Origin of the sequence: Saccharopolyspora antibiotica, assembly GCF_047200635.1 — a bacterium.
Taxonomy (GTDB): domain Bacteria; phylum Actinomycetota; class Actinomycetes; order Mycobacteriales; family Pseudonocardiaceae; genus Saccharopolyspora_C.
The window spans coordinates 47,623-72,485 of the sequence record NZ_JBJZOI010000009.1 but is presented as its reverse complement, the minus strand read 5'-3'; the positions used below and the strand labels follow the sequence as shown (position 1 = coordinate 72,485).

Below are 24,863 nucleotides of genomic sequence, written 5' to 3'. Positions count from 1 at the left end.
ACCCGTATCCGGTGAGTCCGCGCTCATCCGCGCCGACACGCCGACGCGCGTCGGACGGCAACCCCCGACGCGCGAGGAGCCCCGCCCGGCGACCCGGGTGGGGCTCCTCGCGGCGGCGACCTCAGTCGACCGGTGCGTCCTCCTCGACGCCGTCGAGCAGTTCCGCCCGCAGCTGCGAGGCCGTGGAGACCACCAGCATGAGCAGGGTGCCCAGCGGCTGCGGGTCCATGCCCTCGGCGGGGAAGGCGTAGCGCAGGGTCACGTCCATGCCGCGCTCGGTGCGCACCACGCCGAGCGTGCCGAACAGGCCCTGGCCCGCCCGCTCCGCCGCGGACTGCGCGAGCTTGTCGTCCAACGGCAGGTCCCACGCGACGACGCAGGTCAGGCTGAGCACCGTGAGGCCCTCGGCGAGCTGCATCGCCTGCACGGCGCACGGCACGTCGCCGTGCTGCAGCGTCAGGGCTCCGTCGTCGTCGACGCTCACCTCGTGGTAGGTCTCCAGCGCTTCCTTCGCCGCGGTCAACAGCTCCGCGGTAGTGGCGGCCTCCTGGGTCATGAGATGCCCTCCTGGGCGGTGTCGGTGGTGCTCTCGTCCTGCGCGGCACGGTCGACGGCGCCGCCGAAGCGCCGGTCGCGTCGTGCGTACTGCTCGCACGCGCGCCAGAGGTGGCGACGGTCCACGTCGGGGAACAGGGTGTCTTGGAACACCAACTCGGCGTATGCGGACTGCCAGAGCAGGAAGTTGGAGGTGCGCTGCTCCCCGGACGGCCGGATGAACAGGTCGACGTCGGGCATCTCCGATTGGTAGAGGTGCCGGGACACGGTCCGCTCGTCCACCTTCTCTGGATTGATCTTGCCTGCGGCGGCCAACCGGGCGATCTCGCGCGCGGCGTCACCCACCTCGGCCCGGCCACCATAGTTCACGCACATGGTCAAGTTCATGACTTCGTTGCCGCGGGTGCGCTCCTCCGCGGCCTGGAGCGTGTTCACGACGCTGCGCCACAGCCGCGGCTTGCGGCCCGCCCAGCGCACCCGCACCCCGAGCTCGTCGAGCTCGTCGACGCGGCGGGCGATGACGTCGCGGTTGAAGCCCATGAGGAACTTGACCTCGTCCGGGCTGCGCTTCCAGTTCTCGGTGGAGAAGGCGTACAGCGACAGCCACTTCACGCCGATCTCGATCGCGCCCCTGGCCAGCTCCAGCACCACCTGCTCGCCCCGCTTGTGGCCCTCGACCCGGGGCAGGCCGCGCTCGTTGGCCCAGCGCCCGTTGCCGTCCATCACGATGGCAACGTGCCGGGGGACCAGTTCCTGCGGCAGCTTCGGCGGGGTGGCCCCGGAGGGGTGCGGGGCGGGGGCCTGCACGGTGGGGTCGTCGCTTCCGCGTCCGCGGCGTCGCAGCATGTGTGCCTTCTCCTTTGTTCTGCGGCCGGTCGTCCATTCTCCCGGACCGTCGTGTCACCCGTTCAGTGGTGTCCCGTAGCGGACCTCGACCCGGGTGTCCGAGGGCAGCCGGACCATGCCCGTTCGCTGGTAGAGCGCCTGCGCGCGGGTGTTGGCCGGGTTGACGCCGAGCTGCACCCCCGGCGACCCCGCCCGGGCCAGCTGCTCGAACACCGCGTGCAGCAGCCGCCTGCCCATCCCCTGCCCGCGCGCCTCCGCGACCAGGTTGATGTGCAGGTGCGAGGGGAAGCCGTCCTGGTCGGCGGGCAGCATGAGGCGCGGCCGGTGCAGGAAGGCGCGCAGCTGGCTGTCCGCGTCGCGCCCGTCCACCACGCGGGCCGACGGGTGGCTGGCGGCGAAGCGCGGCGCCCATTCGAGCTGCCAGCGGGCGAAGAACTCCTCGGTGTTCAGGGCGGCGACCACGTAGCCGAGCACCGCGCCGCGCCCCTCGACGACGAACGCGAGCTCCGGGTGCAGCAGCAGGTAGGGGTCGGCGAACACGTAGGCGACCAGGTCCGGGTCGCGCAGGATGGGGTGCACGGGCTCACCGCCGTCACCGGTGGCCACGCAGATCCGATGCACCGCCGCGGCGTCGCGGGGACGCCAGCTGCGCACGATCAACCGGTGGCCCCGTCCGCCGCACCGGCGTCCGCGGCCGCCGCCCGCTCCCGGATGAGCTCGGGGACGGCCGGTCGGTGCTCCTGGCGCTCCACCAGCGGCAGCGAGCGCAGCTGCCGCTCCAGGTGCCATTGCAGGTGCGCGGCGACGAGCCCGCTGCCCTCCCGCCGCACCGGCTCGGCGCTGCTCTCGGCGGCGGTCCAGTCGCCGTGCAGCAGCGCTTCGAGCAGCGGCAGCGTCGTCGCGGCGGGCCGGGCGGACCCGGCGGGCCGGCAGTCCGGGCACATCGAGCCGCCGCCCTGCACCGAGAACGCGGCGTGCGGCCCGGCGGCGCCGCAGCGGGCGCACTCGGCGAGCGCGGGGGCCCAGCCCGCGTAGGACATGGCGCGCAGCAGGAAGGCGTCGAGCACCAGCGAGGGGTCCCGATCCCGGCCGGACAGCGCCCGCAGCGCCCCGGTCACCAGCAGGTAGAGCCGCAGCACGGGCTCGCCCTCCTCGGCGGCGAGCCGGTCCACGGTCTCCAGCACGGCGCAACCCGCCGTGTAGCGCTGGTAGTCGTCGACGATGTGCACGCCGAAGGCGTCCAGCGTCTGCACCTGGGTGATCACGTCGAGGGTGCGCCCGGTGTGCAGCTGCACGTCGACGTGGCAGAAGGGCTCGACGCGGGCGCCGAAGCGGGAGTTCGTGCGCCGCACGCCCTTGGCCACGGCGCGCACCTTGCCGAAGCGGCGGGTGAGCAGGGTGATGATCCGATCGGCCTCACCCAGCTTGTGGACCCGCAGCACGACGCCGGTATCCCGGTAGAGGCTCACGCCGCCATCGTCCCACTACCGGGCTACCCGACTGCTCCGGGTGAGCCCCTCGCCGCGAACGCGGGTGTCGCGGCGCGCCGGGTCGCAGCTCGACGAGCCGCGCCCGGGCCGAGCCCGCGCGGATTCCCCGGCGGAACACCGGCTCAGGCGCGCAAGAACTCGAAACCCGGGAACGGGAGGTTGCGCACCACGCCCCAGGTGATGACGGCGCCCACCAGGACGCGCCCGGCGATCAAGCCGCGGCGTCCGGCCGGCAGCGGATGGGCGACCTGACCGAGTTCCTGCCGGGCCGATCCGATCAGGAAGGCAACGGCGAGCGGCATGATGACCACGAGGGCGAACAGGTTCAAGTCGGCCGCGCGGGCGAAGTCGGCGTGCAGCAGCGCGCCGAGCATCCGGCTGCCGCCGCAGAACGGGCAGTCCAGACCGGTCAGGAACAACATCGGGCACGGCAGCGGGAGCAGGCCCGCGCTCAGCACCAAGCCGAGCGCCCCGGCGCCCGCGGCGAGGCGGGTCGTCCGGGGCATCCGGCGCCAGGGGAAAGCGACGGCTCGGAGCACGCCGCTCACCGGGTGATCACCACTGCTGCGGCGGCTGCTGCTGCGGGTAGCCGGGCTGCTGCGGGTAGCCGCCCTGGTTCGGATAACCGGGCTGCTGGCCCGGCGCGCTCTGCTCCGGGGCGGGCACCACGACGGACCTGATGATCTTGTCCGCGAAGGTCTGCCGCCGCGCGTCCCACAACGGCCACAGCCAGCCGATCGAGCAGGCGAAACCGTCCAGGACGTGGCACAGCTGACGCAGGAACGCCGTGCCGAACCCGAGCGGCTGGCCGGTCTCCTCGCTCACCGTCTTGATCTTCAAGACCTTCTGGCCGATGGTCTGCCCGGTCGTCCCGCGCCGGTAGCACAGGTTCCAGATGCCGAACGCGACAGTGGCCAAGTAGAGCACCAGAGCGATCACGTTCACGAACACGAGGGCGCCTTCGCCGGAGCGCGCCATCGCCCCGGCGATCCCGCCCACGATCAGCATGATGATCGCCGTAGGCACGCCGATGATCGCGCCGTCGACCAGGTACCCGAGCACCCGATGACCCCAGTGCGCGTAGTTCGCCGGGTTCACCGGCTGCCCGTACCCGTACCCCGGCTGCCCGTAGGGCTGCTGCTGGTACGGCTGCTGGCCGTAGGGCTGCTGACCGTACGGCTGCTGCGGCTGGCCGCCCGTCTGCGGGTAGGGCTGCTGCGGCTGGCCACCCGTCTGCGGATACGACTGCTGCCCGTAGGGCTGTTGCGGTTGCGGGCCGGACGGCGGCCCGCCATACGGGTTGGTCACGGGGAGTCCTTCGATCGATGAAACGGGCAGCGCTCTGACGAGGCCGAACAGGAAATTACCGGAGCGCGGTTGCCCGCCGTGGCCGTTCGATCAAATCGTTGGAATCCCGGTTGCGAAAGCAACATCGCGGACGGCCGCGGCGACGGGTCCGCGCTCGCCGCGGCAGCGGGTCCGGCGGCGTCAGAACCCCAGCTTGCGCAGCTGCCGGGGGTCGCGCTGCCAGTCCTTCGCGACCTTGACGTGCAGGTCGAGGTAGATCTTGCTGCCGAGCAGCCGCTGGATGTGCTGGCGCGCCTGCGAACCCACCTCGCGCAGCCGCTCGCCCTTGCGGCCGATCACGATCGACTTCTGGCTCTGCCGCTCCACGTACACGATCGCGTGCACGTCGACGAGGTCCTCGCGGTCCTCGCGCACGTTCATCTCCTCGATCGCCACCGCCAGCGAGTGCGGCAGCTCGTCGCGCACGCCCTCCAGCGCCGCCTCGCGGATCATCTCCGCGATCAGCGTCTCCTCCGGCTCGTCGGTGAGCTCCCCGTCCGGGTAGAGCTGCGGCCCCTCCGGCAGGTGCCCGACGAGCAGGTCGCCGAGGGTGTCCATCTGGTAGGAGTCCACGGCGGAGACCGGCACCAGGTCGGCGAACTCCATCACCTGCTGCAGCGCGAGCAGCTGCTCGGCGACCTGCTGCTTCGTCGCCAGGTCCGTCTTGGTGATGATGCCCAGCACCGGGGTGCGGCGCGCGACCTTGGCGAGCTGCTCGGCGATGAACCGGTCACCGGGGCCGACCTTCTGGTCGGCGGGCACGCAGAAGCCGACGACGTCCACCTCGGACCAGGTCTCGTAGACGAGGTCGTTGAGCCGCTGCCCGAGCAGCGTGCGCGGACGGTGCAGACCGGGCGTGTCCACGATGATCAGCTGCGCGTCCGGCCGGTGCACGATGCCGCGGATCGCGTGCCGGGTGGTCTGCGGCTTGCTGGAGGTGATCGCCACCTTCGAGCCGACCAGGGCGTTCGTCAGCGTCGACTTGCCCGCGTTGGGACGGCCGACGAAGCACGCGAACCCGGAGCGGTGCGCATCGGAGGAACCGGTGTCTGGAGTGCTGCTCACTCCCCCATTGTCGCCGCCGGAGCCCGGAGCTCCGGCACCGGCCCTGCTCAGCTCAGCACCCCGGCGACCTCGCCGCTGGCGTCGGCGCGCAGCACGGGCGCGGTGGCGGTCAGGTCGCGGACGGCGGCGATCGAGTCCGCGGAGACCTCGGCGGCATCGGTGACCACGGCGGCGGCCTCCAGGCCCTCGGCGCCGCTGGCCACGGCGGTGGCCACGGCCACCTGCAACGCGGTCAGCCGCAACGACGGCAGCGCCACCGTGCACGCCGCGTAGGTGCGGCCATCGGTGTCGCGCACCGCGGCGCCCTCGGCGGCGCCGGTGCGGGCGCGGGCCGAACGGGCCAGCGTGACGATCTTGGCGTCCTCGGCGTCCAGCTCCTCCGGAGCGGCCGACTCCTGCGCGTGCTCAGCCACGGGTGGGGCTTCCTTCCTGATCGGCACCGCGGTGCGGTGCGGGTTCGCCGTTCACGCGACGCACCAGCAGCGCGTTGATGCGGATGCGGCCGCGGTGGTCCTTGCCGCCCTCGGCGCGCAGCCGCAAGCCCTCGATCTCGGCCTCGGCCCCCGGCAGCGGGACCCGGCCGAGTCGCTGCGCGAGCAGGCCGCCGACGGTCTCCACCTCCGAACCGTCCAGCTCGACGTCGCAGAGCGCCCCGAGGTCCTCCACCGGCAGCCGGGAGGACACCCGGATCGTGCCGTCGTCCAGGTGCTCGATCGGCCGGTGCTCCTCCAGGTCGGACTCGTCGGTGATCTCGCCGACGATCTCCTCGATGACGTCCTCGATGGTGAGCAGGCCGGCGGTGCCGCCGTACTCGTCGACGGCGATGGCCAGGTGGCTGCGGGACAGCTGCATCTCCTTGAGCAGCTCGTCGAGGCGCTTCGTGTCCGGCACGAAGCTGGCCGGGCGCATCAGCTCGCCGAGCTCGGGGCCGGGCTGGTTGAGGTCGCCGCCCTCCGCGAGCGCCTGGGTCAGGTCGCGCAGCGTCACCACGCCCACGATGTCGTCGACGCTGTCCCCGATCACGGGCACCCGGGAGAACCCGGAGCGCAGGCACAGCGCGAGCGCCTGGCGCGCGGACTTCGCCCGCTCGATCCAGATGATCTCGGTGCGGGGCACCATCACCTCGCGGGCGATGGTGTCGCCGAACTCGAACACCGAGTGGATCATCTCGCGCTCGCCCGCGGCGACCACGCCGCGCTCCCCCGCCAGGTCGACGAGCTCGCGCAGCTCCACCTCCGAGGAGAACGGGCCCTCGCGGAAACCGCGTCCTGGGGTGAGCCCGTTGCCGATGAGGATCAGCAGCCGGGTCAGCGGGTTGAGCACCCGCGCCAGCGCTCGGACCGGCGCGGCCACCAGCAGCCCCACCCCGTACGGGTGCTGCCTGCCGATGGTCCGCGGTCCGACTCCGATGAGCACGTAGGACACCACGAGCATGATCAGGATCGCCAGCAGCGCCGACCACAGGTCGGACTCCACCAGGCGCAGCGCCACCACCGTCACCAGCACCGTGGCGCCCAGCTCGCAGGCCAGGCGCAGCAGGATCAGCAGGTTCACGTGCCGGGGCCGGTCCTCCAGCACCAGTGCCAGCTGCCTGGCCCCGCTGCGGTTCTCCCGCAGCAGCTCCTCCACGCGGGCGCGGGACGCGGTGCCGACGGCGGAATCGGCCGCGGCGAACACCCCGGCCCCCAGCACGAGCAGCACAGCCCACACCACCAGTGCGGCCGAACTCATGAACACGACCCCCGCCTTCTCGCCCTCAGTCGCGGGGGACCTCGGGCGAGGTGCCCGGGTCCAGCCCCACGGTACCCAGCACGCGGTTGTCCGCGTCGCGCTGCGCCGCGGCCCGCTCGGCCTCGTCCCGGGCCGTCCGGTAGTCGGCGAGGATCCGGTTCTGCAACCCGAACATCTCGCGCTCCTCGTCCGGCTCGGCGTGGTCGTAGCCGAGCAGGTGCAGCACGCCGTGCACGGTCAGCAGGTGCAGCTCGTCGATCAGCTCGTGCCCGGCCTTGCGGGCCTGGTCCTTCGCGAAAGCGGGGCACAGCACGATGTCGCCGAGCAGCGCCGGGCCGGAGCCGGCCGCGTCCGGCCGCCGCGACGAGTCGTACTCGTCCATCGGGAAGGCCATCACGTCGGTCGGACCGGGCAGGTCCATCCAGCGCTCGTGCAGGTCGGACATCACGTTCAGCTCGACCAGCACGATGGACAGCTCGGCCAGCTGGCTGACGCTCATCCGGTCCAGGGCGTAGCGGGCGACCGAGACGATGGTCCCCTCGTCGACCTCGACGCCGGATTCGTTGGCGATTTCGATGCTCATGCGCGTTCCCGGAACTGACCGCCCCGGCCGGAGCGACGCGGGAACTGCTCGGAATCCGCGTCCTGCTCCGCCTGCCAGCGGTCGTAGGCGTTGACGATGTCGGTGACCAGCCGGTGGCGGACGACGTCCCCGCTGTCGAGGACGGCGAAGTGCACGTCGTCGACGCCGTCGAGGATCTCCCGCACGACCCGCAGCCCGCTGCGCTGCCCGCCGGGCAGATCGACCTGGGTGACGTCGCCGGTGACCACGACGCGGGAGCCGAAACCGAGCCGGGTCAGGAACATCTTCATCTGCTCCGGCGTGGTGTTCTGCGCCTCGTCGAGGATGATGAACGCGTCGTTGAGGGTGCGCCCGCGCATGTAGGCCAGCGGCGCGACCTCGATCGTGCCCGCCTGGGTCAGCCGCGGGACGGACTCCGGGTCGATCATGTCGTGCAGCGCGTCGTACAGCGGCCGCAGATACGGGTCGATCTTCTCGTAGAGCGTGCCCGGCAGGTAGCCGAGCCGCTCGCCCGCCTCCACCGCCGGCCTGGTCAGGATGATCCGGTTGACCTGCCTGGCCTGCAGGGCCTGCACGGCCTTGGCCATCGCCAGGTAGGTCTTGCCGGTTCCCGCGGGTCCGATGCCGAACACCACGGTGTTCTCGTCGATCGCGTCGACGTAGTGCTTCTGGTTCAGCGTCTTGGGACGGATGGTGCGACCGCGCCGGGACAGGATGTCCAGGCTGAGCACGTCGGCGGGCGACTCCCCGCTGTCGGCCGAGAGCATGGCCACGATCCGGCGCACCGCGTCGGGCCCGAGCAGGCCGCCCTTCTCCACCATCGCGATGAGCTCAGCGAACACCCGTTCGCCGAAGGCGACGTCGGCGGGCTCACCGGTGAGCGTCACCTCGTTGCCGCGCACGTGCACGTCGGCGGCGAGGAGCTCCTCCACCACCCGCAGGTTCGCGTCGCGGGTGCCGACGAGCGCGAGGACCGCGCTGTCCGGGATGGTCACGCCGGACTGGACGGGCCTGCCCTGCGCCCGGCTCTGCGCCGAGAGGTGCTGCGCGGAGGGGTTCTGGGCGGGCAAGCTCTGGTCCTGCACCGCTTCCCGCTGGGCGGTCCCGTCCGGCGATTCCCTGGTCTGCTGGTTCTGGACGTCCCCGGACTGGCGTCCGGACTGGGCGGATCCACCTGCTGCGATTCCGGCCACGTGTGTTCGGGCCTGCTTTCTGCGCTCGGCGCGCGAAGTCGGTCGTGCGTTCGTCCCGGTTCCGATGGTAGAGCAAGCGGCGGCGCGATCGCGCCGCCGTTCCACCGCTCCCCTCCCGGTCAGCCGGGCAGCGGGCCGCCGGTGAGGCCGCCGAGGGCTTCGCCGCCGAGCAGGTGCAGGTGCACGTGGAAGATGGTCTGGCCCGCGTCGGCGTTGGTGTTGAACAGCAGCCGGTAACCGGATTCGGCGATGCCCTCGCGCTCGGCGATCTCGTCGGCCACGGTCACCAGCCGGGCGATCAGGTCGGGCTCGGCCGCGGCGAGCTCGGCCGCGTTGCGGTAGCGGGTCTTGGGCACGACCAGCACGTGCGTCGGCGCCTGCGGGTTGATGTCCCGGATCGCGATGACGCGCTCGTCGTCGTGCACGACGTCGGCGGGGATCTCGCCGGCGATGATGCGCAGGAACAGGGAGTCCAGGTCGCTGTCGGTCATGCCGGGAAGGCTATCCGGCGGCCCCGACGCCTCCGGTGATCGCTCCCCGCCGGATGCCGCGCCGTAGCGGGGCTGGGGGTGGCCCGGCTACGGCGCGGCCTCGCCGGACCGAGGGGGGGTTGTCCGACGAGCGCCCGGTTGGGCTCGCTCCGCGAGCCACCTGAGGCGGTGAGATTCCCTCCTCAGGCGTGGCGTTCACCGTAACCCCGCGTCATTCGCGCGCGCCAGAAAACGCACAAATGCAGGTTCATTGCTCCGATCCAGTGATCCGCGCCGAACGCGAAAACCGGCCGCCGCCGCGCCGGGACAGGCCCCTGATCAGGGCCTCTCCGGGCGCCCGGCGACGGCCGGCGCACCAGATCACGATCGGGCCTCAGCGGTGTCCGAAGGACTTGAAGCGCGAGAACAACCCCTGCCGCTGCCCGTTGCCGTTCGCGGTGACGGTCGGCTCCGGCTGCTCCTCGCCGCGCAGCGCCGCGAGGCCGCGCAACAGCTCGGTCTGCTCCTCGTCCAGCCGCGTCGGCACCTGGACGTCGAGGTGCACGTGCAGGTCGCCGTGCCCGCTGACCCGGCCGTTGGAGCGCAGCTTCGGCAGGCCCCGCCCGCTGAGCACCTGCTCCGTCCCGGGCTGGGTGCCCGGCTCCACGGTGATCTCCTCGGTGCCGTCCAGGGTCTCCAGCGTGAGCACCGTGCCCAGCGCGGCGGCCGTCATCGGCACCGCCACGTTGCAGTGCAGGTCGGCCCCGTCGCGGACGAACCGCTCGTGGGGCAGCTCTTCGACCTCGACGAACAGGTCGCCCGCCGGGCCTCCGCCCGGGCCGACCTCGCCCTCGCCCGCGAGCCGGACCCGCATCCCGTCGCCGACCCCGGCCGGGATCTTGACGGTGATGGTCCGCCGCTCGCGCACCCGGCCGTCGCCGCCGCACTGCTGGCAGGGATCGGTGATGACCTCGCCGAAGCCGCGGCACACCGGGCAGGGGCGGGAGGTCATGACCTGCCCGAGGAAGGAGCGCTGCACCGACTGCACCTCGCCGCGACCCCCGCAGGTGTCGCAGGTGGAGGGCGCGCTGCCCGCGCGCGAGCCGCCGCCGTCGCAGGAGTCGCAGAGCACCGCCGTGTCGACGGTGATGTCCCGGTTCACGCCGCTGGCGCACTCCTCCAGCGTCAGCTCCAGGCGCAGCAGCGCGTCCGAGCCCGGCTGCACCCGGCTGCGCGGGCCTCGCCCACCGCCTCCGCCACCTCCGGAGCCGCCGAAGAAGGCGTCCATGATGTCGCCGAGGCCGCCGAAGCCGGCGAACGGATCGCCGCCCGTGCCGCCGTCGCCGCCGCCCTGGGAGAGCGGATCACCGCCGAGGTCGACGACCTGGCGCTTCTTCGGGTCGGACAGCACCTCGTACGCCGTCGTCACCTCGCGGAACCGCTCCTGGGCGTTGGGCTCCTGGTTGACGTCGGGGTGCAATTCCCTGGCTAGCTTGCGGTACGCGCGTTTGAGCTGCTCCGGCGTAGCGTCTTTGGCCACCCCGAGGGTCCCGTAGTAGTCCCTGGCCACCTTCTGCGATCTTCCTCTGCTAGGTCTGCGAGTTCACGTGGGGCGAGTCGTGCGGTCGGGCCTCACCGGCCCGCCAGGATCTCACCCACGTACGCGGCAACGGCACGGACCGCCGCCATCGTTCCCGGATAGTCCATCCGGGTGGGGCCGACGACCCCCATGCCGCCCAGCACCATCCCATGCGTGCCGTAGCCGGTGGACACCACCGACGTCGTGCGCATCTCCTCGGCCTCGTTCTCCATCCCGATCCGCACCGTCACGGTGCGCGAATCGCGGGCGGCCGCGAGCAGCTTGAGCACCACGACCTGCTCCTCCAGGGCTTCCAGCACCTGGCGCAGCGAGTTCGGGAAGTCGGTGACGTTGCGGGTGAGGTTGGGGGTGCCGCCGAGGACCATGCGCTCCTCGGGATGCTCCACCAGCGATTCGATGAGCACGCTCGCGACGCGCGTCATGGCGTCGCGCAGCTCCGGCGGGGACTGGTCGGGCAGTTCGGCCACGGCCGCCGAGGCGTCCGCGAGCCGCTTCTCGGCCATCGCCGAGTTCAGCACGGTGCGCAACCGCGCCACGTCCTCGTCACCGATCACGTCGCCGAGGTCGACCATCCGCTGATCGACCCGGCCGGTGTCGGTGATGAGCACGAGCATCAGCCGCGCCGGGGTGATGGTGACCACCTCGACGTGGCGCACGGTCGAGCGGGTCAGCGTGGGGTACTGCACCACGGCGACCTGCTGGGTCAGCTGCGCGAGCAGCCGGACGCTGCGGCGCATCACGTCGTCGAGGTCCAGCGCCCCTTCGAGGAAGGCACCGATCGCCCGGCGCTCCGCCGCGGTGAGCGGCTTGATCTCGTGCAGCCGGTCGACGAACAGCCGATAGCCCGCGTCGGTGGGCACCCGGCCCGCGCTGGTGTGGGGCTGGACGATGAGCCCCTCCTCCTCCAGCGCCGCCATGTCGTTGCGCACGGTCGCGCTGGAGACGCCGAGGTTGTGCCGGTCGACCAGCGCCTTCGACCCGACCGGTTCGTTGGTGGACACGTAGTCCGCCACGATGGCCCGCAAGACATCGAACCGCCGTTGGTCGGCGTTCACCACGTCACCTCCGCATCGCCGCAGCCGCGCACCCGGCCTGGTGCTCGCACCGTCGAGTTTACGGTGCTCGTGACCGGGTTCAGATCACCTCGACCGGAAACCGCCTCGTTCGCAGGCCATCCGCCACCCCGGGTGCCCGGCCGGTCGCGGCGGGCGGTCACAGCAGGCGCTGCACCACGGCGTCGGCGAGCAGCCGACCCCGGTCGGTCAGCACGCAGCGGCCCGCGCTCAGGTCGGCCTCCCGCAGCAGCCCGTCCGCGGCGGCCTGCTCGGCGGCCTTCGCGCCGGCCTCGTCGAGCGCGGTGGCGGGCAGTCCCTCGGCGACGCGCAGCTCCAGCATGATCCGCTCGATCCGCTGGTCCTCCGCGTCCAGCAGCTCCCGGGCCAGCGCGGGGGAACGCCCCTCGGCCAGCAGCGCCGAGTAGCGCGCCGGGTGCTTGACGTTCCACCAGCGCACCCCGCCGACGTGGCTGTGCGCGCCGGGCCCGGCGCCCCACCAGTCGCCGCCCTGCCAGTAGCCGAGGTTGTGCGCGCAGCGCGCCGCCTCGTCCGAGGCCCAGTTCGAGACCTCGTACCAGCGCAGTCCCGCCTCGCCGAGCCGGGCGTCGATGATCTCGTAGCGGTCGGCGAGCACGTCCTCGTCGGGCATCGGCAGCTCACCCCGCCGGACCTTGCGGGCCATCGCGGTGCCGTCCTCGACGATGAGCGAGTAGGCCGAGACGTGGTCGGCACCGGCCTGGAGCACCACGTCCAGCGACGCCCGCAGGTCGTCGTCGGTCTCCCCCGGCGTGCCGTAGATCAGGTCCAGGTTGACGTGCTCGAACCCGGCCGCGCGCGCTTCCCGCGCCGCGGCGGCGGCCCGGCCAGGGGTGTGGGTGCGTTCGAGCACCCGCAGCACGTGCTCGGCGGCGGACTGCATTCCGAGCGAGACCCGGTTGAAGCCACCGGCCCGGATGCCGGCGAAGAACTCCGGCGAGGTCGACTCGGGGTTGGACTCGGTGGTGACCTCCGCGCCGGGGGCGAGCCCGAAGGAGTTCCGGATCGCCGACACCACGGCCGAGAGCCGCTCGGCGCCGAGCAGCGAGGGCGTGCCGCCACCGACGAAGACGGTGCGCGCGGCCGGGACCGGGCCACCCGCGCCCAGCACCCGGGCACCGAGGTCCAGCTCCGCGCGCAGCCCGTCGAGCCAGTCCGCGAAGCCGGAGGCGGAGCCCAGCTCGTCGGCCGTGTAGGTGTTGAAGTCGCAGTAGCCGCAGCGGGTCGCGCAGAACGGCACGTGCACGTAGACGCCGAACGGCCGCTCGCCCACCCCGGTCAGGGCGCTGGCGGGCAGTGATCCGTCCGGCGGGGCCGGCTCACCCGGCGGGGGCTGCGAAGGCACGCCCCCAGTCTCCCAGCCCCGGAGAACTCCCAGCGCAGCCCCTCACCAGCCCGGGATCGCCCGCTGCTGGGCCGACCGCCGCCCCGGCGGCGCGCCCGCGACGTGCAGCGCAGCCGGGGTTCCGCCCCGGCCCGCCCGGCCGAGTGCGATCCCGGTTGACCCTCGTCTCAGTATCTGGCCGAGGGTGGAGCAGCAGGTGGACGCGTGGCACGCTAATCGGCATGGGCGCGCCCGCGACGAAGTTGCTGCTGGTGGCCCGTCGCTACCTCGACCTGCGGCGGGTCTGCAGCGCGCTGTGCCGTTCCACTGGCTGAAACCCGCCGTCGCCTTCCGAACTTTCCAGTCGGCGCCGGGTGCGCGCCGACGGCGAATCCGCTGGTGGATTCCGCTCGGTGCGGCTCAGCGCCTCGTCGACCACCACGGAGGTCGGGCCATGGTCCCCCCGACGGAAGCTCAAGCCCGCACCGCGCGCCGCGCCCCCGCCCGCAAGTCCGGGCGGGGCGAGGGCCAGTGGGCGCTCGGCTACCGGGAACCGCTGAACGCCAACGAGCGCTCGAAGAAGGACGACAACCCCCTCAACGTGCGGCAACGCATCGAGACGATCTACGCGCACGGCGGTTTCGACTCGATCGACCCGGCCGACCTGCGCGGCCGGTTCCGCTGGTGGGGGCTCTACACGCAGCGCGCACCGGGGATCCCGGGCGCGCGCACCGGCACGATCGAGCCGGAGCAACTCGACGCCTCGTACTTCATGCTGCGGGTCCGCATCGACGGCGGAGCGCTGACCACCGAGCAGCTGCGCGTGATCGGGGAGATCTCGCAGAGCTACGCGCGCGACACCGCCGACATCACCGACCGCCAGAACGTCCAGCTGCACTGGATCCGGGTCGAGGACGTGCCGACGATCTGGCGGAAGCTGGAGGCCGTCGGCCTGTCCACCACGGAGGCCTGCGGGGACTGCCCCCGCGTGCTGCTGGGCTCCCCGGTGGCGGGAGTCGCGGCGGACGAGATCATCGACGCCACCCCGGCGGTCCGGGAGATCACCGAGCGCTACATCGGCGACCGGTCGCTGTCGAACCTGCCGCGGAAGTTCAAGACGGCGATCTCCGGTTCGCCGCGCTGGGACACGGTGCCGGAGATCAACGACATCTCGCTGGTCGGCGTGGTGCACCCAGAGCACGGCCCCGGCTTCGACCTGTGGGTCGGCGGCGGGCTGTCCACCAACCCGAAGCTGGCGGTGCGGCTGGGCGCCTGGGTGCCGATCGAGGAGGCCGCCGAGGTCTGGCACGCGGTGACCTGCCTGTTCCGCGACTACGGCTACCGCAGGCTGCGGCACCGGGCGCGGCTGAAGTTCCTCGTCGACGACTGGGGAGCGGAGCGGACTCGTCAGGTCATCGAGGACGAGTACCTGGGCCGGAAGCTGCTGGACGGTCCCGCGCCGGAGACGCCCGGCGGGCACCGCGACCACCTCGGGGTGCACCCGCAGGTCGACGGCAACTTCTACGTCGGGGTGAAGTCGCAGGCCGGGCGGGTCAGCGGGTCCACGCTGGTGGAGGTCGCCAAGGCCGCTGAGCGGGTGGGCTCCTCCCGGATCCGCACCACCGTCGAGCAGAACCTGCTCGTGCTGGACGTGCCGGGGCAGCAGCTCGACGGGCTGGTGGCGGACCTGGCGGAACTGGGCCTGCGGAGCGCGCCGACCCCGTGGCGGCGCAACGTGATGGCCTGCACCGGCATCGAGTTCTGCAAGCTGGCGATCGTCGAGACCAAGCAGCGCGCCATCGAGCTGATCGAGGACCTGGAGCGGCGGCTCGACGACGTGCAGGGCGACGTCGAGGACCCGGTGACGATCAACCTGAACGGCTGCCCGAACGCCTGCGCCCGCACCCAGGTCGCCGACATCGGCCTCAAGGGCCAGATGGTGCGCGACGAGAACGGTGACCAGGTCGAGGGCTTCCAGGTGCACCTGGGTGGCGGGCTCGGGCTCGACGCCGGGTTCGGCCGCAAGATCCGCGGGCACAAGGTGACCTCGGCGGACCTCGGCGACTACGTGGAGCGCCTGGTGCGCGGCTACCTCGGCCAGCGCGGATCGGGCGAGCGGTTCGCGCAGTGGGTCGCCCGAGCGGACGAGGACTCGCTCAGGTGAGCGGCGACGGGCAGGGCGCGCCCGAGGGCCGCGCGGTCCCGTTCTACTGCCCCTACTGCGGGGACGAGGAACTGGTGCCGGAGGCGGAACCGGCGGGGGCCTGGGCGTGCCAGGCGTGCCTGCGGGTGTTCACCGTCCGGCTCGTCGGGCTGGCGAACGGCTGAGGAGACGGAGGACCCATGACTGCCGAGACCACCACGGACATCGGGACGCGGCGCGGCGACGAGGAGCTGCGCGCGCTGGTGGAGGAGGCCGCCCCGCGCCTGGCCGAGGCGAGCGCCGAGGAAGCGCTGCGCTGGGCCGCCGAGACCTTCGGGGACGGCTTGATCGTCGCCTCCAACATGCAGGACGCGGTGCTGGTCGACCTCGCGGCGAAGGCGAAGCCGGGGGTGGACGTGCTGTTCCTGGAGACCGGCTACCACTTCGCCGAGACCATCGGGACTCGCGACGCGGTGGCGCAGGTCTACGACGTGAACATCGTCAACGCGCGAGCGGCTCAGTCCGTGGCCGAGCAGGACGCGGCGGAGGGACCGGCGCTGCACGACCGCGACCCGGGCCGCTGCTGCTTCCTGCGGAAGGTCGTCCCGCTGCGCGACACCCTCTCCCGCTACGAGGCGTGGGTGACCGGGGTTCGGCGGGTGGAGGCCCCGACGCGGGCGAACACCCCAATCGTGAGCTGGGACGACCGCAACGGGCTGGTGAAGATCAACCCGATCGCGCCGTGGAGCGACGAGGAGATGGACGCGCACATCGAGCGGCACGGGGTGCTGGTGAACCCGCTGGTTCCCGCGGGCTACCCGTCCATCGGCTGCGCTCCGTGCACCGCGAAGCCCGAGCCGGGCGCCGACCCGCGCAGCGGCCGCTGGGCGGGCACGTCGAAGACCGAATGCGGCCTGCACGGCTGACCAGAACGAGCAACGCACCCGGGAGAGGATGGGTATGACCGCCGAGCCGCAGCTCGACCTGCCGGAGGATCCGGCGTCCGCGGGGGCGCCCCCGCAGGTCGACAACCTCGACGCCCTGGAGTCCGAGGCCATCCACATCTTCCGCGAGGTCGCGGGGGAGTTCGACCGTCCGGTGATCCTGTTCTCCGGCGGCAAGGACTCGACGGTCCTGGTGCACCTGGCGATCAAGGCGTTCCGGCCGGCGCCGGTGCCGTTCCCGCTGCTGCACGTGGACACCGGCCACAACTTCGACGAGGTCATCGAGTTCCGCGACCGGTTGGTCGCCCAGCACGACCTGCGGCTGGTGGTGGCCTCGGTGCAGGACTACCTCGACGACGGCAGGCTGACCGAGCGGCCGGACGGCACCCGAAACCCGTTGCAGACCACGCCGCTGCTGGATTCGATCTCGGAGAACCGGTTCGACGCGGTCTTCGGCGGTGGCAGGCGGGACGAGGAGCGGGCGCGGGCGAAGGAGCGCATCTTCAGCCTGCGCAACGCCTTCGGGCAGTGGGACCCGCGTCGGCAGCGCCCCGAGCTGTGGAACCTCTACAACGGCAGGCACCGGCCCGGCGAGCACGTGCGGGTGTTCCCGCTGTCGAACTGGACCGAGCTGGACATCTGGCGCTACGTCCAGCGGGAGAAGATCGAGCTGCCGGACATCTACTTCGCGCATCGCCGCGAGGTGCACCTGCGCGACGGCATGTGGTTGACCTCGGGTCCGTGGGGCGGGCCCCGCGACGGCGAGACCGTCGAGGACAAGGTGGTGCGTTACCGGACCGTCGGCGACGGCTCGTGCACCGGCGCCGTGGAGTCCGAGGCCTACACGGTGGACGACGTGATCGCCGAGGTCGCCGCCAGCCGGCTCACCGAGCGCGGCGCGACGCGAGCCGACGACCGGATGTCGGAGGCCGCGATGGAGGACCGCAAGCGGGAGGGCTACTTCTGATGACCGAGACCACGACGCGCACCGCTCCGGACTCCGGCACCGAGGTGGTGCTGCCGGTGCACACGGACCTGCTGCGGCTGGCCACGGCGGGTTCGGTCGACGACGGCAAGTCGACGCTGGTCGGCAGGCTGCTGCACGACACGAAGTCGGTGCTGGCCGATCAGCTCGACGCCGTGCGCAGGGCCAGCGCGGACCGCGGGCTGCCGACCCCGGACCTCTCGCTGCTGGTGGACGGGTTGCGCGCGGAGCGCGAGCAGGGCATCACGATCGACGTGGCCTACCGGTACTTCGCGACGCCGAAGCGCACCTTCGTGCTCGCGGACACCCCGGGCCACGTGCAGTACACCCGGAACACCGTGACCGGGGCGTCCACGGCGCAGCTGGCGATCCTGCTGGTGGACGCCCGCAAGGGCGTGGTGGAGCAGACCCGCAGGCACGCCGCCGTGCTGGCGCTGCTGGGCGTGCCGCAGCTGGTGCTGGCCATCAACAAGATCGACATGGTGGACTACGACGCCGCCGTGCACGAGCGGATCGCCGCGGAGTTCGCCGGGCACGCCCGGGCGCTCGGCTACCCCGACGAGGCGGTGCGCACCGTGCCCGTCTCGGCGCTGCACGGGGACAACGTCGTGGAGCGCTCGGCGAACACCCCGTGGTACTCCGGCCCCTCGCTGCTGGAGCACCTGGAGACGGTTCCGGTCGCCCCGGACCCGTTCGACGCGCCGTTCCGGATGCCGGTGCAGGTCGTGATCCGGCCGCGCACCGCCGAGCACCCGGACTACCGCGGCTACGCGGGCCAGGTCGCGGCGGGCGTGGTGGCGCAGGGCGACGAGGTCGTGGTGCTGCCCGCCGGCGTCCGCACCCGGGTGTCCCGGGTGGACACCCCGGACGGCCCGGCACCGCGCGCGGCCGCCGGACGCTCGGTGACGCTGCTGCTGGAGGACGACGTCGACCTGTCCCGGGGCGATCTCATCGCCGGGGCGGACTCGGCTCCGGAGGTCACCGACGAGCTGGACGCCACGGTGTGCTGGCTGGCCGAGAAGCCGCTGCGGGCCGGGGCGCGGGTGCTGGTCAAGCACGGCACCAGGACGGTGCAGGCGATGGTGACCGAGTTGTCGGCGCGCTTCGACGAGCAGGAGCTGGCCGCCGTCGTCGCCCCGGATTCGCTGGAGCTCAACGAGATCGGCCGCGTGCGGCTGCGCACCGCGGAGCCGCTGCCGGTGGACGAGTACGCCGCGTCCCGGCGCACCGGCTCGTTCCTGGTGATCGATCCGGCGGATGGCACGACGCTGGCGGCCGGTCTGATCGGTCTTCCGCTGGCGCCGCTGGCGGCCGCCGTCGCGGGCTGAGCCGTGCGACCCGCGCTGGTGGCCGTCGCGCACGGCAGCCGGGACCCGCGCTCGGCGCGCACCGTCCACGCCCTGCTGGAGGTCGTGCGCGCCGCGCGGCCCGAGCTGGACGTGCGGGCGGCCTTCCTGGACCTGTCGGCGCCGCGGCTCGGCGACGTGCTCGACGCGGTGCGCGCCGACGGGCACCGCGAGGCGGTGGTGGTGCCGCTGCTGCTGGGCAGCGCGTTCCACGCGAAGGTCGACCTGCCCGCGCTGCTCGCCGAGGCCGGGCGGCGGTTGCCGGAGCTGCGGCTGCGCACCGCCGAGGTGCTCGGTCCCGACCCGCTGCTGGACGCGGCGGCCCTGGGCCGGCTGGCCGAGGCAGGGGCGGAGCTCGACGACCCGGGGCTGGGCGTGGTGCTGGCCGGGGTCGGCTCCGCGCGGGCCCCCGCGAACCGGCTCGTCGAGCAGGTCGCCGAGCGCTGGCTGGCGCGCGCCTCCTGGACGGGCGCGATCGCCGCGTTCGCCACTTCCGCCGAACCGGACGTGCCGACCGCCATCGAGCGGCTGCGCGCGCGGGGCGCCCGCCGGATCGCGGTGGGCTCCTGGTTCCTGGCCCCCGGGTTGCTCACCGATCGCGTGCTGGACGCGGCCCGGGAGCACGCACCCGACGCGCTGCTGGCCGCTCCGATGGCCGCCGCCCCGGCCGTGGCCGAGCTGGTCGCCACCCGCTACCGGCAGGCGCTCGATCGGATGGCGGACGGCGCCCGCGCCGGGTGACCCGGGGCGAGGGCACCTTCCGGGTCACCTTTCGGAGCTGGGCGAGCGCTCTTCCGGCGGAGCCGTTTCCGGCCGTGCGCGCGGAATTCCGACGCCCCTTCCCCGATGCCGGCCGAGCGGGGCGGGGGGGGCGTTCCGCGCGGCCGCGAACCAGGACGCACCGACGCCCGGCGGCGGTTGGAAACCCCGACCTCCGGCCGTTGCCGAGCTGTCCCGGTTCGTCCGGCGCCGGGTGGTTTTCCCCGGTTCCGCGCCGCGAACGGCATCGCTGACTCAGGGTGCATTTGTGGAACACTAAACTTCACCCCAAGTGGCCATGAGAGAGTGCGGACCAACTACGCGACGGCGGTTGGTCGCAGCGCAGCCGAGCGGCAGCACGGCCCGAAACCACACTTTCGAGTGAGCCAGAAACCTCGGCGGCAAGGATCCAGGGTGCAACGACAAGTCGGGGGCGAGCGCGGGAGATGAACACCCAGCAGCCGAGTCGGCCGGTGATCACGCCGGCCATGCGGGAGCAGGCCGCCAAGCAGCCGAACACCTGGTTGTACGTGGTCGATCCGATCTTCAGCGACCCGAACGCGGAGGTCCCCCCGTGGGGCTTCATCGGAGGTTATCGGGTCGACGAGCGCGGCGAGCTCACCGACGACTTCTCGCCGAACCCCAACTACCGCCCCTCCCCCGTCGCGCTGCGGTTGCCCGCGCCGACGAACGACGTGGAGCGCGCGCTGCAGCTGACCACGACCGGTTACGCGCAGGCACCCACGCTGCTGGCCGCCCTGCTGGACGCGGAGCTGATCCTGTTCGCGCAGCCGCAGGGCAGCGGGCTGTTCACGATGGACCACGAGTCGGGAAGGCGACAGCTCCAGCTGTTCACCTCCGACGCCTACCTGCCCGCGCAGTGGACCACCTGGCAGCGCATGACGGGCAGCCAGCTCGTCGAGCGCAACCCCACCGGGATGGATCTCCAGATCAACCCGACGAGCCAGGTCAAGGCCCGCATCCCCGGCGAGGAGCTGATCAAGGCGGCCGCGTCGCGGGGCGCTCCGGCGCCGACCGCCACGCCCGCCGCCGCCACCTCCGCGGCGGCGCCCGCCGCCGCGACGGCCACCACCTCGACGGCCACCGCCGCTGCCGCCGCCGCACCACCGTCCCCGGCTTCCCCGGCGGAGGCGGCCCGGCCCGCGCAGGCCCCGCGCACCGCGGAGCAGGCCGACCCGCTCAGCAGCGACCGGGGGCAGCGCTTCCTCGGCAGCGTGCTGGCCACCGCCATCGGCGACGCCCTCGGCGCCCCGGTGGAGACGCAGCCGGTGGACCAGATCCGCAGCCGCTTCGGCGAGCGCGGGGTCACCGACTACGACCGCTCCGACGATCACCCGGCCGAGTTCACCGACGACACCCAGCTGCTCGCGTTCACCCTGGAAGGCCTCATCCGCGGTCACGTCGCCACCCGCGGCGGCGGCACCGGCGGCCCGCTGCCCGCGGTGCAGCTCGCCTACCAGCGCTGGCTGCACACCCAGGGACACGCGTGGGAGCGGGCCGCGGGCCCGTTCGGCGACGCGCACCCGGAGCCGACCGGCTGGCTCATCGCCGAGCGCGATCTGTTCGCCGTCCGCAACCCCAACCCCGAGTGCGTCACCGCGCTGCGCGAGTTCGCCAAAGTGGGCGCCCCGGGAACCTTCCGGCGGCCGATCAACGACTCGGACGACAACACCGGCGTGGTCCGCGCCGCTCCGTTCGCGCTGTGGTCCGACGACCCGCGCGAGGTGTTCCGGCTGGCCGCCGCCGGTGCGGCGCTGACCTGCTCGAAGCCCGGCGGTTACCTGCCAGCCGGGGTGTTGGCCGTGCTGGTGCAGGGCCTGCTGCTGGGCGCGACGCTGCCCGAGGCGCTGGCCGAGGCGCGCGCCCTGCTGCTGGAGTGCGAGGGCCACCAGCAGACCGAGCGGCTGCTCATGGTCGCCGAGGACCTCGCCGCCGAGGGCGCCCCGACACCCGAGCAGATCAAGGACCTGATCGGTGGTGGCTGGGCCGGGCACGAGGCGCTGGCCATCGCGGTGTGCGCCGCGCTGAGCCACGACGGCATCGGCCCGGCCGTGATGAGCGCGGTCAACCACTCCGGCGACAGCGACACCACGGGGGCGATCTGCGGTGCCATCGTCGGCGCCCGGCACGGCGCGTCCGCGCTCCCCGGCGTGTGGCTGCGCGACCTCAAGCAGCGCGAGCTCGTCGAGCAGCTGGTCTCCGACGCGCTGGTGGAGTTCGGCCCGCAGCCGCGCACCGACGAGGACTGGGTCAAGCGCTACCCGGCGGATCGCGACCTCATCGACCTCGACTTCGACTCAGCGCTGCCCCGGGCCGGGTCCGGCGCGAAGCCGTCCGCCGAACCGGAGCCCGCCGCGGACTCCGCGCCCGAGGAGCACGAGCGCCCGGCGGAGTCGGCTCCGGACGAGCCGGCGGACTCCGCCGGGAAGCCGAAGCCGCTGCCGGCGATGGGTTCCTGGCCGACGTCGTCGGCGAACCGCGAAGACGGCGCCGCGCAGCAGGAATCACCGCCCACCGAGCGCGTCTCCCTCAAGCAGGCGTCGCCCGACGACCCGATCCCCGGCGGACGCGAGCTCAGCGAGCCCGCCACCGAGCGCGGTGCGCGCATCCTCGGCTGCCTCCTCGGCGGCGCGGTCGGCGACGCGCTGGGCTACCCGGTGGAGGACGACTCCATCGAGACCATCCGCGCCCAGCACGGCGCGGCGGGCGTCGTCGACTTCGCCGACGCGGACCGGTCCGGCGGCTCGATCAGCGACGACACCCAGCTGACCCTGTTCACCGCCGAGGGCCTGATCCGCGCCTCGATCCGCCGCAGGCTCCACGCCGACCCCGATCCGGCGCCGCAGGTGCAGCACGCTTACCAGCGCTGGCTGCACACCCAGGGCTTCGACTGGAAGGACGCGGGCGGCCCGCTCGCGGGCTCGCCGCCGGACGGCTGGCTGATCCGGGAGAAGAGCCTGTTCGCCCGCCGCGCGCCCGGGGCCACCTGCGTGCAGGCGCTGCACGGCTACGCCACCGGACAGCCGCTGGGCACCATGACCGCGCGGATCAACGACTCGAAGGGCTGCGGGGGCGTGATGCGCGCGGCCCCGGCCGGGTTCTGGTCCGCGGACCCCACCGAGACCTTCCGGGTCGGTGCCGGGACCGCCGCGCTCACCCACGGTCATCCGAGCGGCTACCTGCCCGCCGGGGCGCTCGCGGTGATCGTGAGCCAGCTGCTCCGGGGCCGTTCGCTGCCGGAGGCCGTGGATCGGGCGCTGACCGAGCTGTCCGGGTGGGAGGGCCACGAGGAGACCACGAGCGCGCTGCGCCGGGCCATCGAGCTGGCCACCGAGGGCGACCCCACGCCGGAGCAGATCCAGCAGCGCCTCGGCGAGGGCCGGGTCGGCGAGCAGGCGCTGGCGATCGCGGTGTGCGCGGCCCTCGCCCGGCCGTCGTCGTACCAGGAAGCGCTGCTGCTGGCCGCGAATCACTCCGGCGACAGCGACGCGACCGCGTCGATCTGCGGGAACATCATGGGCACCGCGCACACCGCGAGCGCGATCCCGCGCGGCTGGCGGCAGCGCGTGGAGCTGGGCGAGCTGATCGAGCAGCTCGCGCGGGACGCGACCGAGGAGTTCGGCGAGCACCCGCCCTCGGTGCCGGAGTGGCTGCGCCGCTACCCGGCGGGCAGCGCGCCCGCGACCGGGGACGGAGCGACGGCGGAGGCCGCGGCCGAGGGCTCCGGGGGGAAGAGCACCGGACGGAACGCGGCCGCCGGGAAGGCCGAGTCGACGGAGCCCGGCACCGCGGCCGAGCGGCCGGAGCGGGCCGCGGACGGCCCGGCGCGGGAACGCGCCCCGAAGCCGTCGGCGGCGAAGTCCGGTCAGGCGGCGAAGCCGGTCCCGCCCGAGACCGCCGCGGAGACGACGACGGTGCTCGCCCCGATCCCCGCGCTGGGGTCCGAGGCCCCGGCGGAACCCGCGAAGCCGGAAGACGCCGCGCCGGCGGAGTCCGCGAAGCCGGAACCCGCCGCGCCGGCGGAACCTGACACCCAGGCCGCCCCTGCCCGCCCCGCGACGAGCGCCACCCCGGCGACGCCTCGGCCCGCCGAGTCCGACGAGGACTCCGGGCTCAACGACGAGGAACTGCGCCTGCTCGCCGCGTGGCGCAAGTTCCGCGACGGCGCGGACGACACCCCCCACGACCTCTCCGAGGGCCTGCACAAGTTGCTCCAGGAGGCGTTCGGCCCCGAGCGGGCCGCGCAGCTGGTGGCCGCCGGTGAGGCCGAGGGCGCGCTCGCCGAGGACGTGCCGGCCGCGCTGGACCCGTTGGACCGCCTGGCGGGCTGCGCGCTCGGCGTGCTCGCCGGTGATGCTCTCGGGGCACCCTGGACCTTCCTGTCCCAGCGGACCGTGCTGCGCCGCAATCCCGACGGGGTCCGGGAACCCGCCGAGCACTTCGGCGGCCGGGGACGGGCCTCCGCCGCCGGTCAGCAGTCGGTGTTCCTGCTCGACGGACTGCTCCGCGCCTCCGTCCACAAGGGACTCAACCGGTCGGTCGACGTGGTCGGCACGGTGCGCGGCACCCTGCAGCACTGGGTGCTCGCCCAGGGCGCGCCGATCGAACCGGCGCTGCGGCCCGCCGCGCTCGCCGAGCTGCCCGCGCTGCGCGCGCAGCGATTCCCCGACGAGGCCACCGTCGCGGCGCTGGCCGGGTGGGACGGCGAGGGCCCCGCGCCCACCCCGAGCACCCCGCCGAACCAGGCGACCGGAGCGGCCGCGGCCGCGCGCGGCGCGGCGGTCGGGTTGCACGCGGGCAGCCCCGCCGAGGCCGTCGAGCTCGGCATCGGGATCGGCGTGCTCACCCACGGCCACCCGGACGGCTACCTCCCGGCGGCCGCTGTCGCGTGCATGGTCGCTGCGCTGCGCGAGGGGCAGACCATCGCCGAGAGCGTGCACACCGCGCTCACCGAGCTGAAGGCCTGGGAGGGCAGCGAGAACACCGTCCGGTCGCTGCGCGAGGCGCTGGAGCTGGCCGAGCACGGCCCCGTCCCGGTGCCCGCGCTGGAGAAGCTCGGCGCGGGCAGGCACGCCCCCGCCGCGCTCGGCATCGCGGTCGCCGCCGCGCTGACCCACCCGGACTCGTTCGCGGACGCGGTGGCGCTGGCCGCGGCGCACTCGGGCGACAGCGCGGCCACCGCCGCGCTGTGCGGTGGGCTGCTGGGCGCGGCGCGCGGGGCCGAGGAGATCCCGCCGGAGTGGCTCGACCAGCTGGAGCTCGGCGAGCAGGTGCGCCACCTCGTCGCGGACGCGCGGCGGGCGAAGACCGAGCTGGTCCCGGACGGCACGGCGCCGGACTGGGCCCGGCGCTACACGGGATAACGTTGAC

22 protein-coding genes are annotated in these 24,863 nt (G+C 73.4%); 7 read left to right on the top strand and 15 right to left on the bottom strand.

Annotated features, from left to right (window positions below; genetic code table 11):
* Positions 1-121: 121 nt before the first annotated feature.
* The 15 genes from ACL03H_RS09290 to hemW form a co-directional block, all read right to left on the bottom strand.
* The gene (locus ACL03H_RS09290) at positions 122-556 is read right to left on the bottom strand and encodes a YbjN domain-containing protein (protein ID WP_412810723.1); all 435 of its coding nucleotides are present in this window, start codon (positions 554-556) and stop codon (positions 122-124) included.
* Positions 553-1,401, bottom strand: coding sequence for an isoprenyl transferase (locus tag ACL03H_RS09285; RefSeq protein WP_412810722.1), 849 nt, complete (start codon positions 1,399-1,401; stop codon positions 553-555). The genes ACL03H_RS09290 and ACL03H_RS09285 overlap by 4 nt, the downstream gene beginning before the upstream one ends.
* 54 nt (positions 1,402-1,455) lie before the next feature.
* Complete coding sequence (locus tag ACL03H_RS09280) at positions 1,456-2,055, bottom strand: GNAT family N-acetyltransferase (protein WP_412810721.1); 600 nt, start codon at positions 2,053-2,055, stop codon at positions 1,456-1,458.
* A 2-nt stretch (positions 2,056-2,057) separates the two neighbouring features.
* Complete coding sequence (recO, locus tag ACL03H_RS09275; protein WP_412810720.1) at positions 2,058-2,870, bottom strand: DNA repair protein RecO; 813 nt, start codon at positions 2,868-2,870, stop codon at positions 2,058-2,060.
* A gap of 143 nt (positions 2,871-3,013) precedes the next feature.
* Positions 3,014-3,397, bottom strand: a complete 384-nt coding sequence (locus ACL03H_RS09270) for a DUF2752 domain-containing protein (RefSeq protein ID WP_412810719.1) — start codon at positions 3,395-3,397, stop codon at positions 3,014-3,016.
* A gap of 49 nt (positions 3,398-3,446) precedes the next feature.
* A complete protein-coding gene (locus ACL03H_RS09265) occupies positions 3,447-4,199 on the bottom strand; it encodes an RDD family protein (protein WP_412810718.1) in 753 nt (250 codons plus the stop codon).
* A gap of 180 nt (positions 4,200-4,379) precedes the next feature.
* Positions 4,380-5,303: a GTPase Era gene (gene era, locus ACL03H_RS09260; RefSeq protein WP_412810717.1), complete on the bottom strand. Its 924-nt coding sequence runs from the start codon at positions 5,301-5,303 to the stop codon at positions 4,380-4,382.
* Between the two features lie 47 nt (positions 5,304-5,350).
* Entirely contained in the window at positions 5,351-5,716 is a 366-nt protein-coding gene (locus ACL03H_RS09255) for a cytidine deaminase (protein ID WP_412810716.1), read from the bottom strand.
* Positions 5,709-7,034 carry a hemolysin family protein gene (locus ACL03H_RS09250; RefSeq protein WP_412810715.1) on the bottom strand — a complete coding sequence of 442 codons (1,326 nt, stop codon included), beginning with the start codon at positions 7,032-7,034 and terminating at the stop codon, positions 5,709-5,711. The genes ACL03H_RS09255 and ACL03H_RS09250 overlap by 8 nt, the downstream gene beginning before the upstream one ends.
* A 25-nt stretch (positions 7,035-7,059) precedes the next feature.
* Positions 7,060-7,617: an rRNA maturation RNase YbeY gene (gene ybeY / locus ACL03H_RS09245; RefSeq protein WP_412810714.1), complete on the bottom strand. Its 558-nt coding sequence runs from the start codon at positions 7,615-7,617 to the stop codon at positions 7,060-7,062.
* Complete coding sequence (locus ACL03H_RS09240) at positions 7,614-8,687, bottom strand: PhoH family protein (RefSeq protein WP_412810856.1); 1,074 nt, start codon at positions 8,685-8,687, stop codon at positions 7,614-7,616. The genes ybeY and ACL03H_RS09240 overlap by 4 nt, the downstream gene beginning before the upstream one ends.
* 242 nt (positions 8,688-8,929) lie before the next feature.
* On the bottom strand, positions 8,930-9,301 hold the full coding sequence (locus tag ACL03H_RS09235; protein ID WP_412810713.1) for a histidine triad nucleotide-binding protein: 372 nt from the start codon (positions 9,299-9,301) through the stop codon (positions 8,930-8,932).
* A gap of 373 nt (positions 9,302-9,674) precedes the next feature.
* Positions 9,675-10,850 carry a molecular chaperone DnaJ gene (gene dnaJ / locus ACL03H_RS09230; RefSeq protein WP_412810712.1) on the bottom strand — a complete coding sequence of 392 codons (1,176 nt, stop codon included), beginning with the start codon at positions 10,848-10,850 and terminating at the stop codon, positions 9,675-9,677.
* Between the two features lie 62 nt (positions 10,851-10,912).
* Positions 10,913-11,938, bottom strand: coding sequence for a heat-inducible transcriptional repressor HrcA (hrcA, locus tag ACL03H_RS09225; RefSeq protein ID WP_412810711.1), 1,026 nt, complete (start codon positions 11,936-11,938; stop codon positions 10,913-10,915).
* Positions 11,939-12,092: 154 nt separating this feature from the next.
* Positions 12,093-13,316 (bottom strand): radical SAM family heme chaperone HemW, encoded by a 1,224-nt coding sequence (gene hemW, locus ACL03H_RS09220; RefSeq protein ID WP_412810710.1) that lies wholly within the window; start codon positions 13,314-13,316, stop codon positions 12,093-12,095.
* 433 nt (positions 13,317-13,749) lie between these two features.
* Between hemW and ACL03H_RS09215 the strand changes: the two genes are divergently transcribed.
* The 7 genes from ACL03H_RS09215 to ACL03H_RS09185 all read left to right on the top strand — a co-directional run bounded on the left by ACL03H_RS09215 (position 13,750) and on the right by ACL03H_RS09185 (position 24,856).
* Complete coding sequence (locus ACL03H_RS09215) at positions 13,750-15,459, top strand: nitrite/sulfite reductase (RefSeq protein WP_412810709.1); 1,710 nt, start codon at positions 13,750-13,752, stop codon at positions 15,457-15,459.
* Entirely contained in the window at positions 15,456-15,623 is a 168-nt protein-coding gene (locus ACL03H_RS09210; protein ID WP_412810708.1) for a hypothetical protein, read from the top strand. The genes ACL03H_RS09215 and ACL03H_RS09210 overlap by 4 nt, the downstream gene beginning before the upstream one ends.
* Before the next feature lie 15 nt (positions 15,624-15,638).
* Positions 15,639-16,364, top strand: a complete 726-nt coding sequence (locus ACL03H_RS09205) for a phosphoadenylyl-sulfate reductase (RefSeq protein ID WP_412810707.1) — start codon at positions 15,639-15,641, stop codon at positions 16,362-16,364.
* A gap of 34 nt (positions 16,365-16,398) precedes the next feature.
* The gene (cysD, locus tag ACL03H_RS09200) at positions 16,399-17,349 is read left to right on the top strand and encodes a sulfate adenylyltransferase subunit CysD (RefSeq protein WP_412810706.1); all 951 of its coding nucleotides are present in this window, start codon (positions 16,399-16,401) and stop codon (positions 17,347-17,349) included.
* Entirely contained in the window at positions 17,349-18,695 is a 1,347-nt protein-coding gene (locus ACL03H_RS09195) for a sulfate adenylyltransferase subunit 1 (RefSeq protein WP_412810705.1), read from the top strand. The genes cysD and ACL03H_RS09195 overlap by 1 nt, the downstream gene beginning before the upstream one ends.
* A gap of 3 nt (positions 18,696-18,698) precedes the next feature.
* Complete coding sequence (locus tag ACL03H_RS09190) at positions 18,699-19,454, top strand: sirohydrochlorin chelatase (protein ID WP_412810704.1); 756 nt, start codon at positions 18,699-18,701, stop codon at positions 19,452-19,454.
* Positions 19,455-19,918: 464 nt separating this feature from the next.
* Complete coding sequence (locus ACL03H_RS09185) at positions 19,919-24,856, top strand: type VII secretion system-associated protein (RefSeq protein ID WP_412810703.1); 4,938 nt, start codon at positions 19,919-19,921, stop codon at positions 24,854-24,856.
* The last annotated feature ends 7 nt before the right edge of the window (positions 24,857-24,863 follow it).

Excerpts from the sequence above, each read along its gene's own strand:
- ACL03H_RS09185 (WP_412810703.1), top strand. The coding sequence starts at position 19,919 with ATGAACACCCAGCAGCCGAGTCGGCCGGTGATCACGCCGGCCATGCGG.
- ACL03H_RS09235 (WP_412810713.1), bottom strand. The coding sequence starts at position 9,301 with ATGACCGACAGCGACCTGGACTCCCTGTTCCTGCGCATCATCGCCGGC.
- ACL03H_RS09215 (WP_412810709.1), top strand. The coding sequence starts at position 13,750 with ATGGTCCCCCCGACGGAAGCTCAAGCCCGCACCGCGCGCCGCGCCCCC.
- ACL03H_RS09195 (WP_412810705.1), top strand. The coding sequence starts at position 17,349 with ATGACCGAGACCACGACGCGCACCGCTCCGGACTCCGGCACCGAGGTG.
- ACL03H_RS09270 (WP_412810719.1), bottom strand. The coding sequence starts at position 3,397 with ATGCCCCGGACGACCCGCCTCGCCGCGGGCGCCGGGGCGCTCGGCTTG.
- cysD (WP_412810706.1), top strand. The coding sequence starts at position 16,399 with ATGACCGCCGAGCCGCAGCTCGACCTGCCGGAGGATCCGGCGTCCGCG.
- ACL03H_RS09290 (WP_412810723.1), bottom strand. The coding sequence starts at position 556 with ATGACCCAGGAGGCCGCCACTACCGCGGAGCTGTTGACCGCGGCGAAG.
- ACL03H_RS09250 (WP_412810715.1), bottom strand. The coding sequence starts at position 7,034 with ATGAGTTCGGCCGCACTGGTGGTGTGGGCTGTGCTGCTCGTGCTGGGG.
- ACL03H_RS09205 (WP_412810707.1), top strand. The coding sequence starts at position 15,639 with ATGACTGCCGAGACCACCACGGACATCGGGACGCGGCGCGGCGACGAG.
- ACL03H_RS09285 (WP_412810722.1), bottom strand. The coding sequence starts at position 1,401 with ATGCTGCGACGCCGCGGACGCGGAAGCGACGACCCCACCGTGCAGGCC.
- ybeY (WP_412810714.1), bottom strand. The coding sequence starts at position 7,617 with ATGAGCATCGAAATCGCCAACGAATCCGGCGTCGAGGTCGACGAGGGG.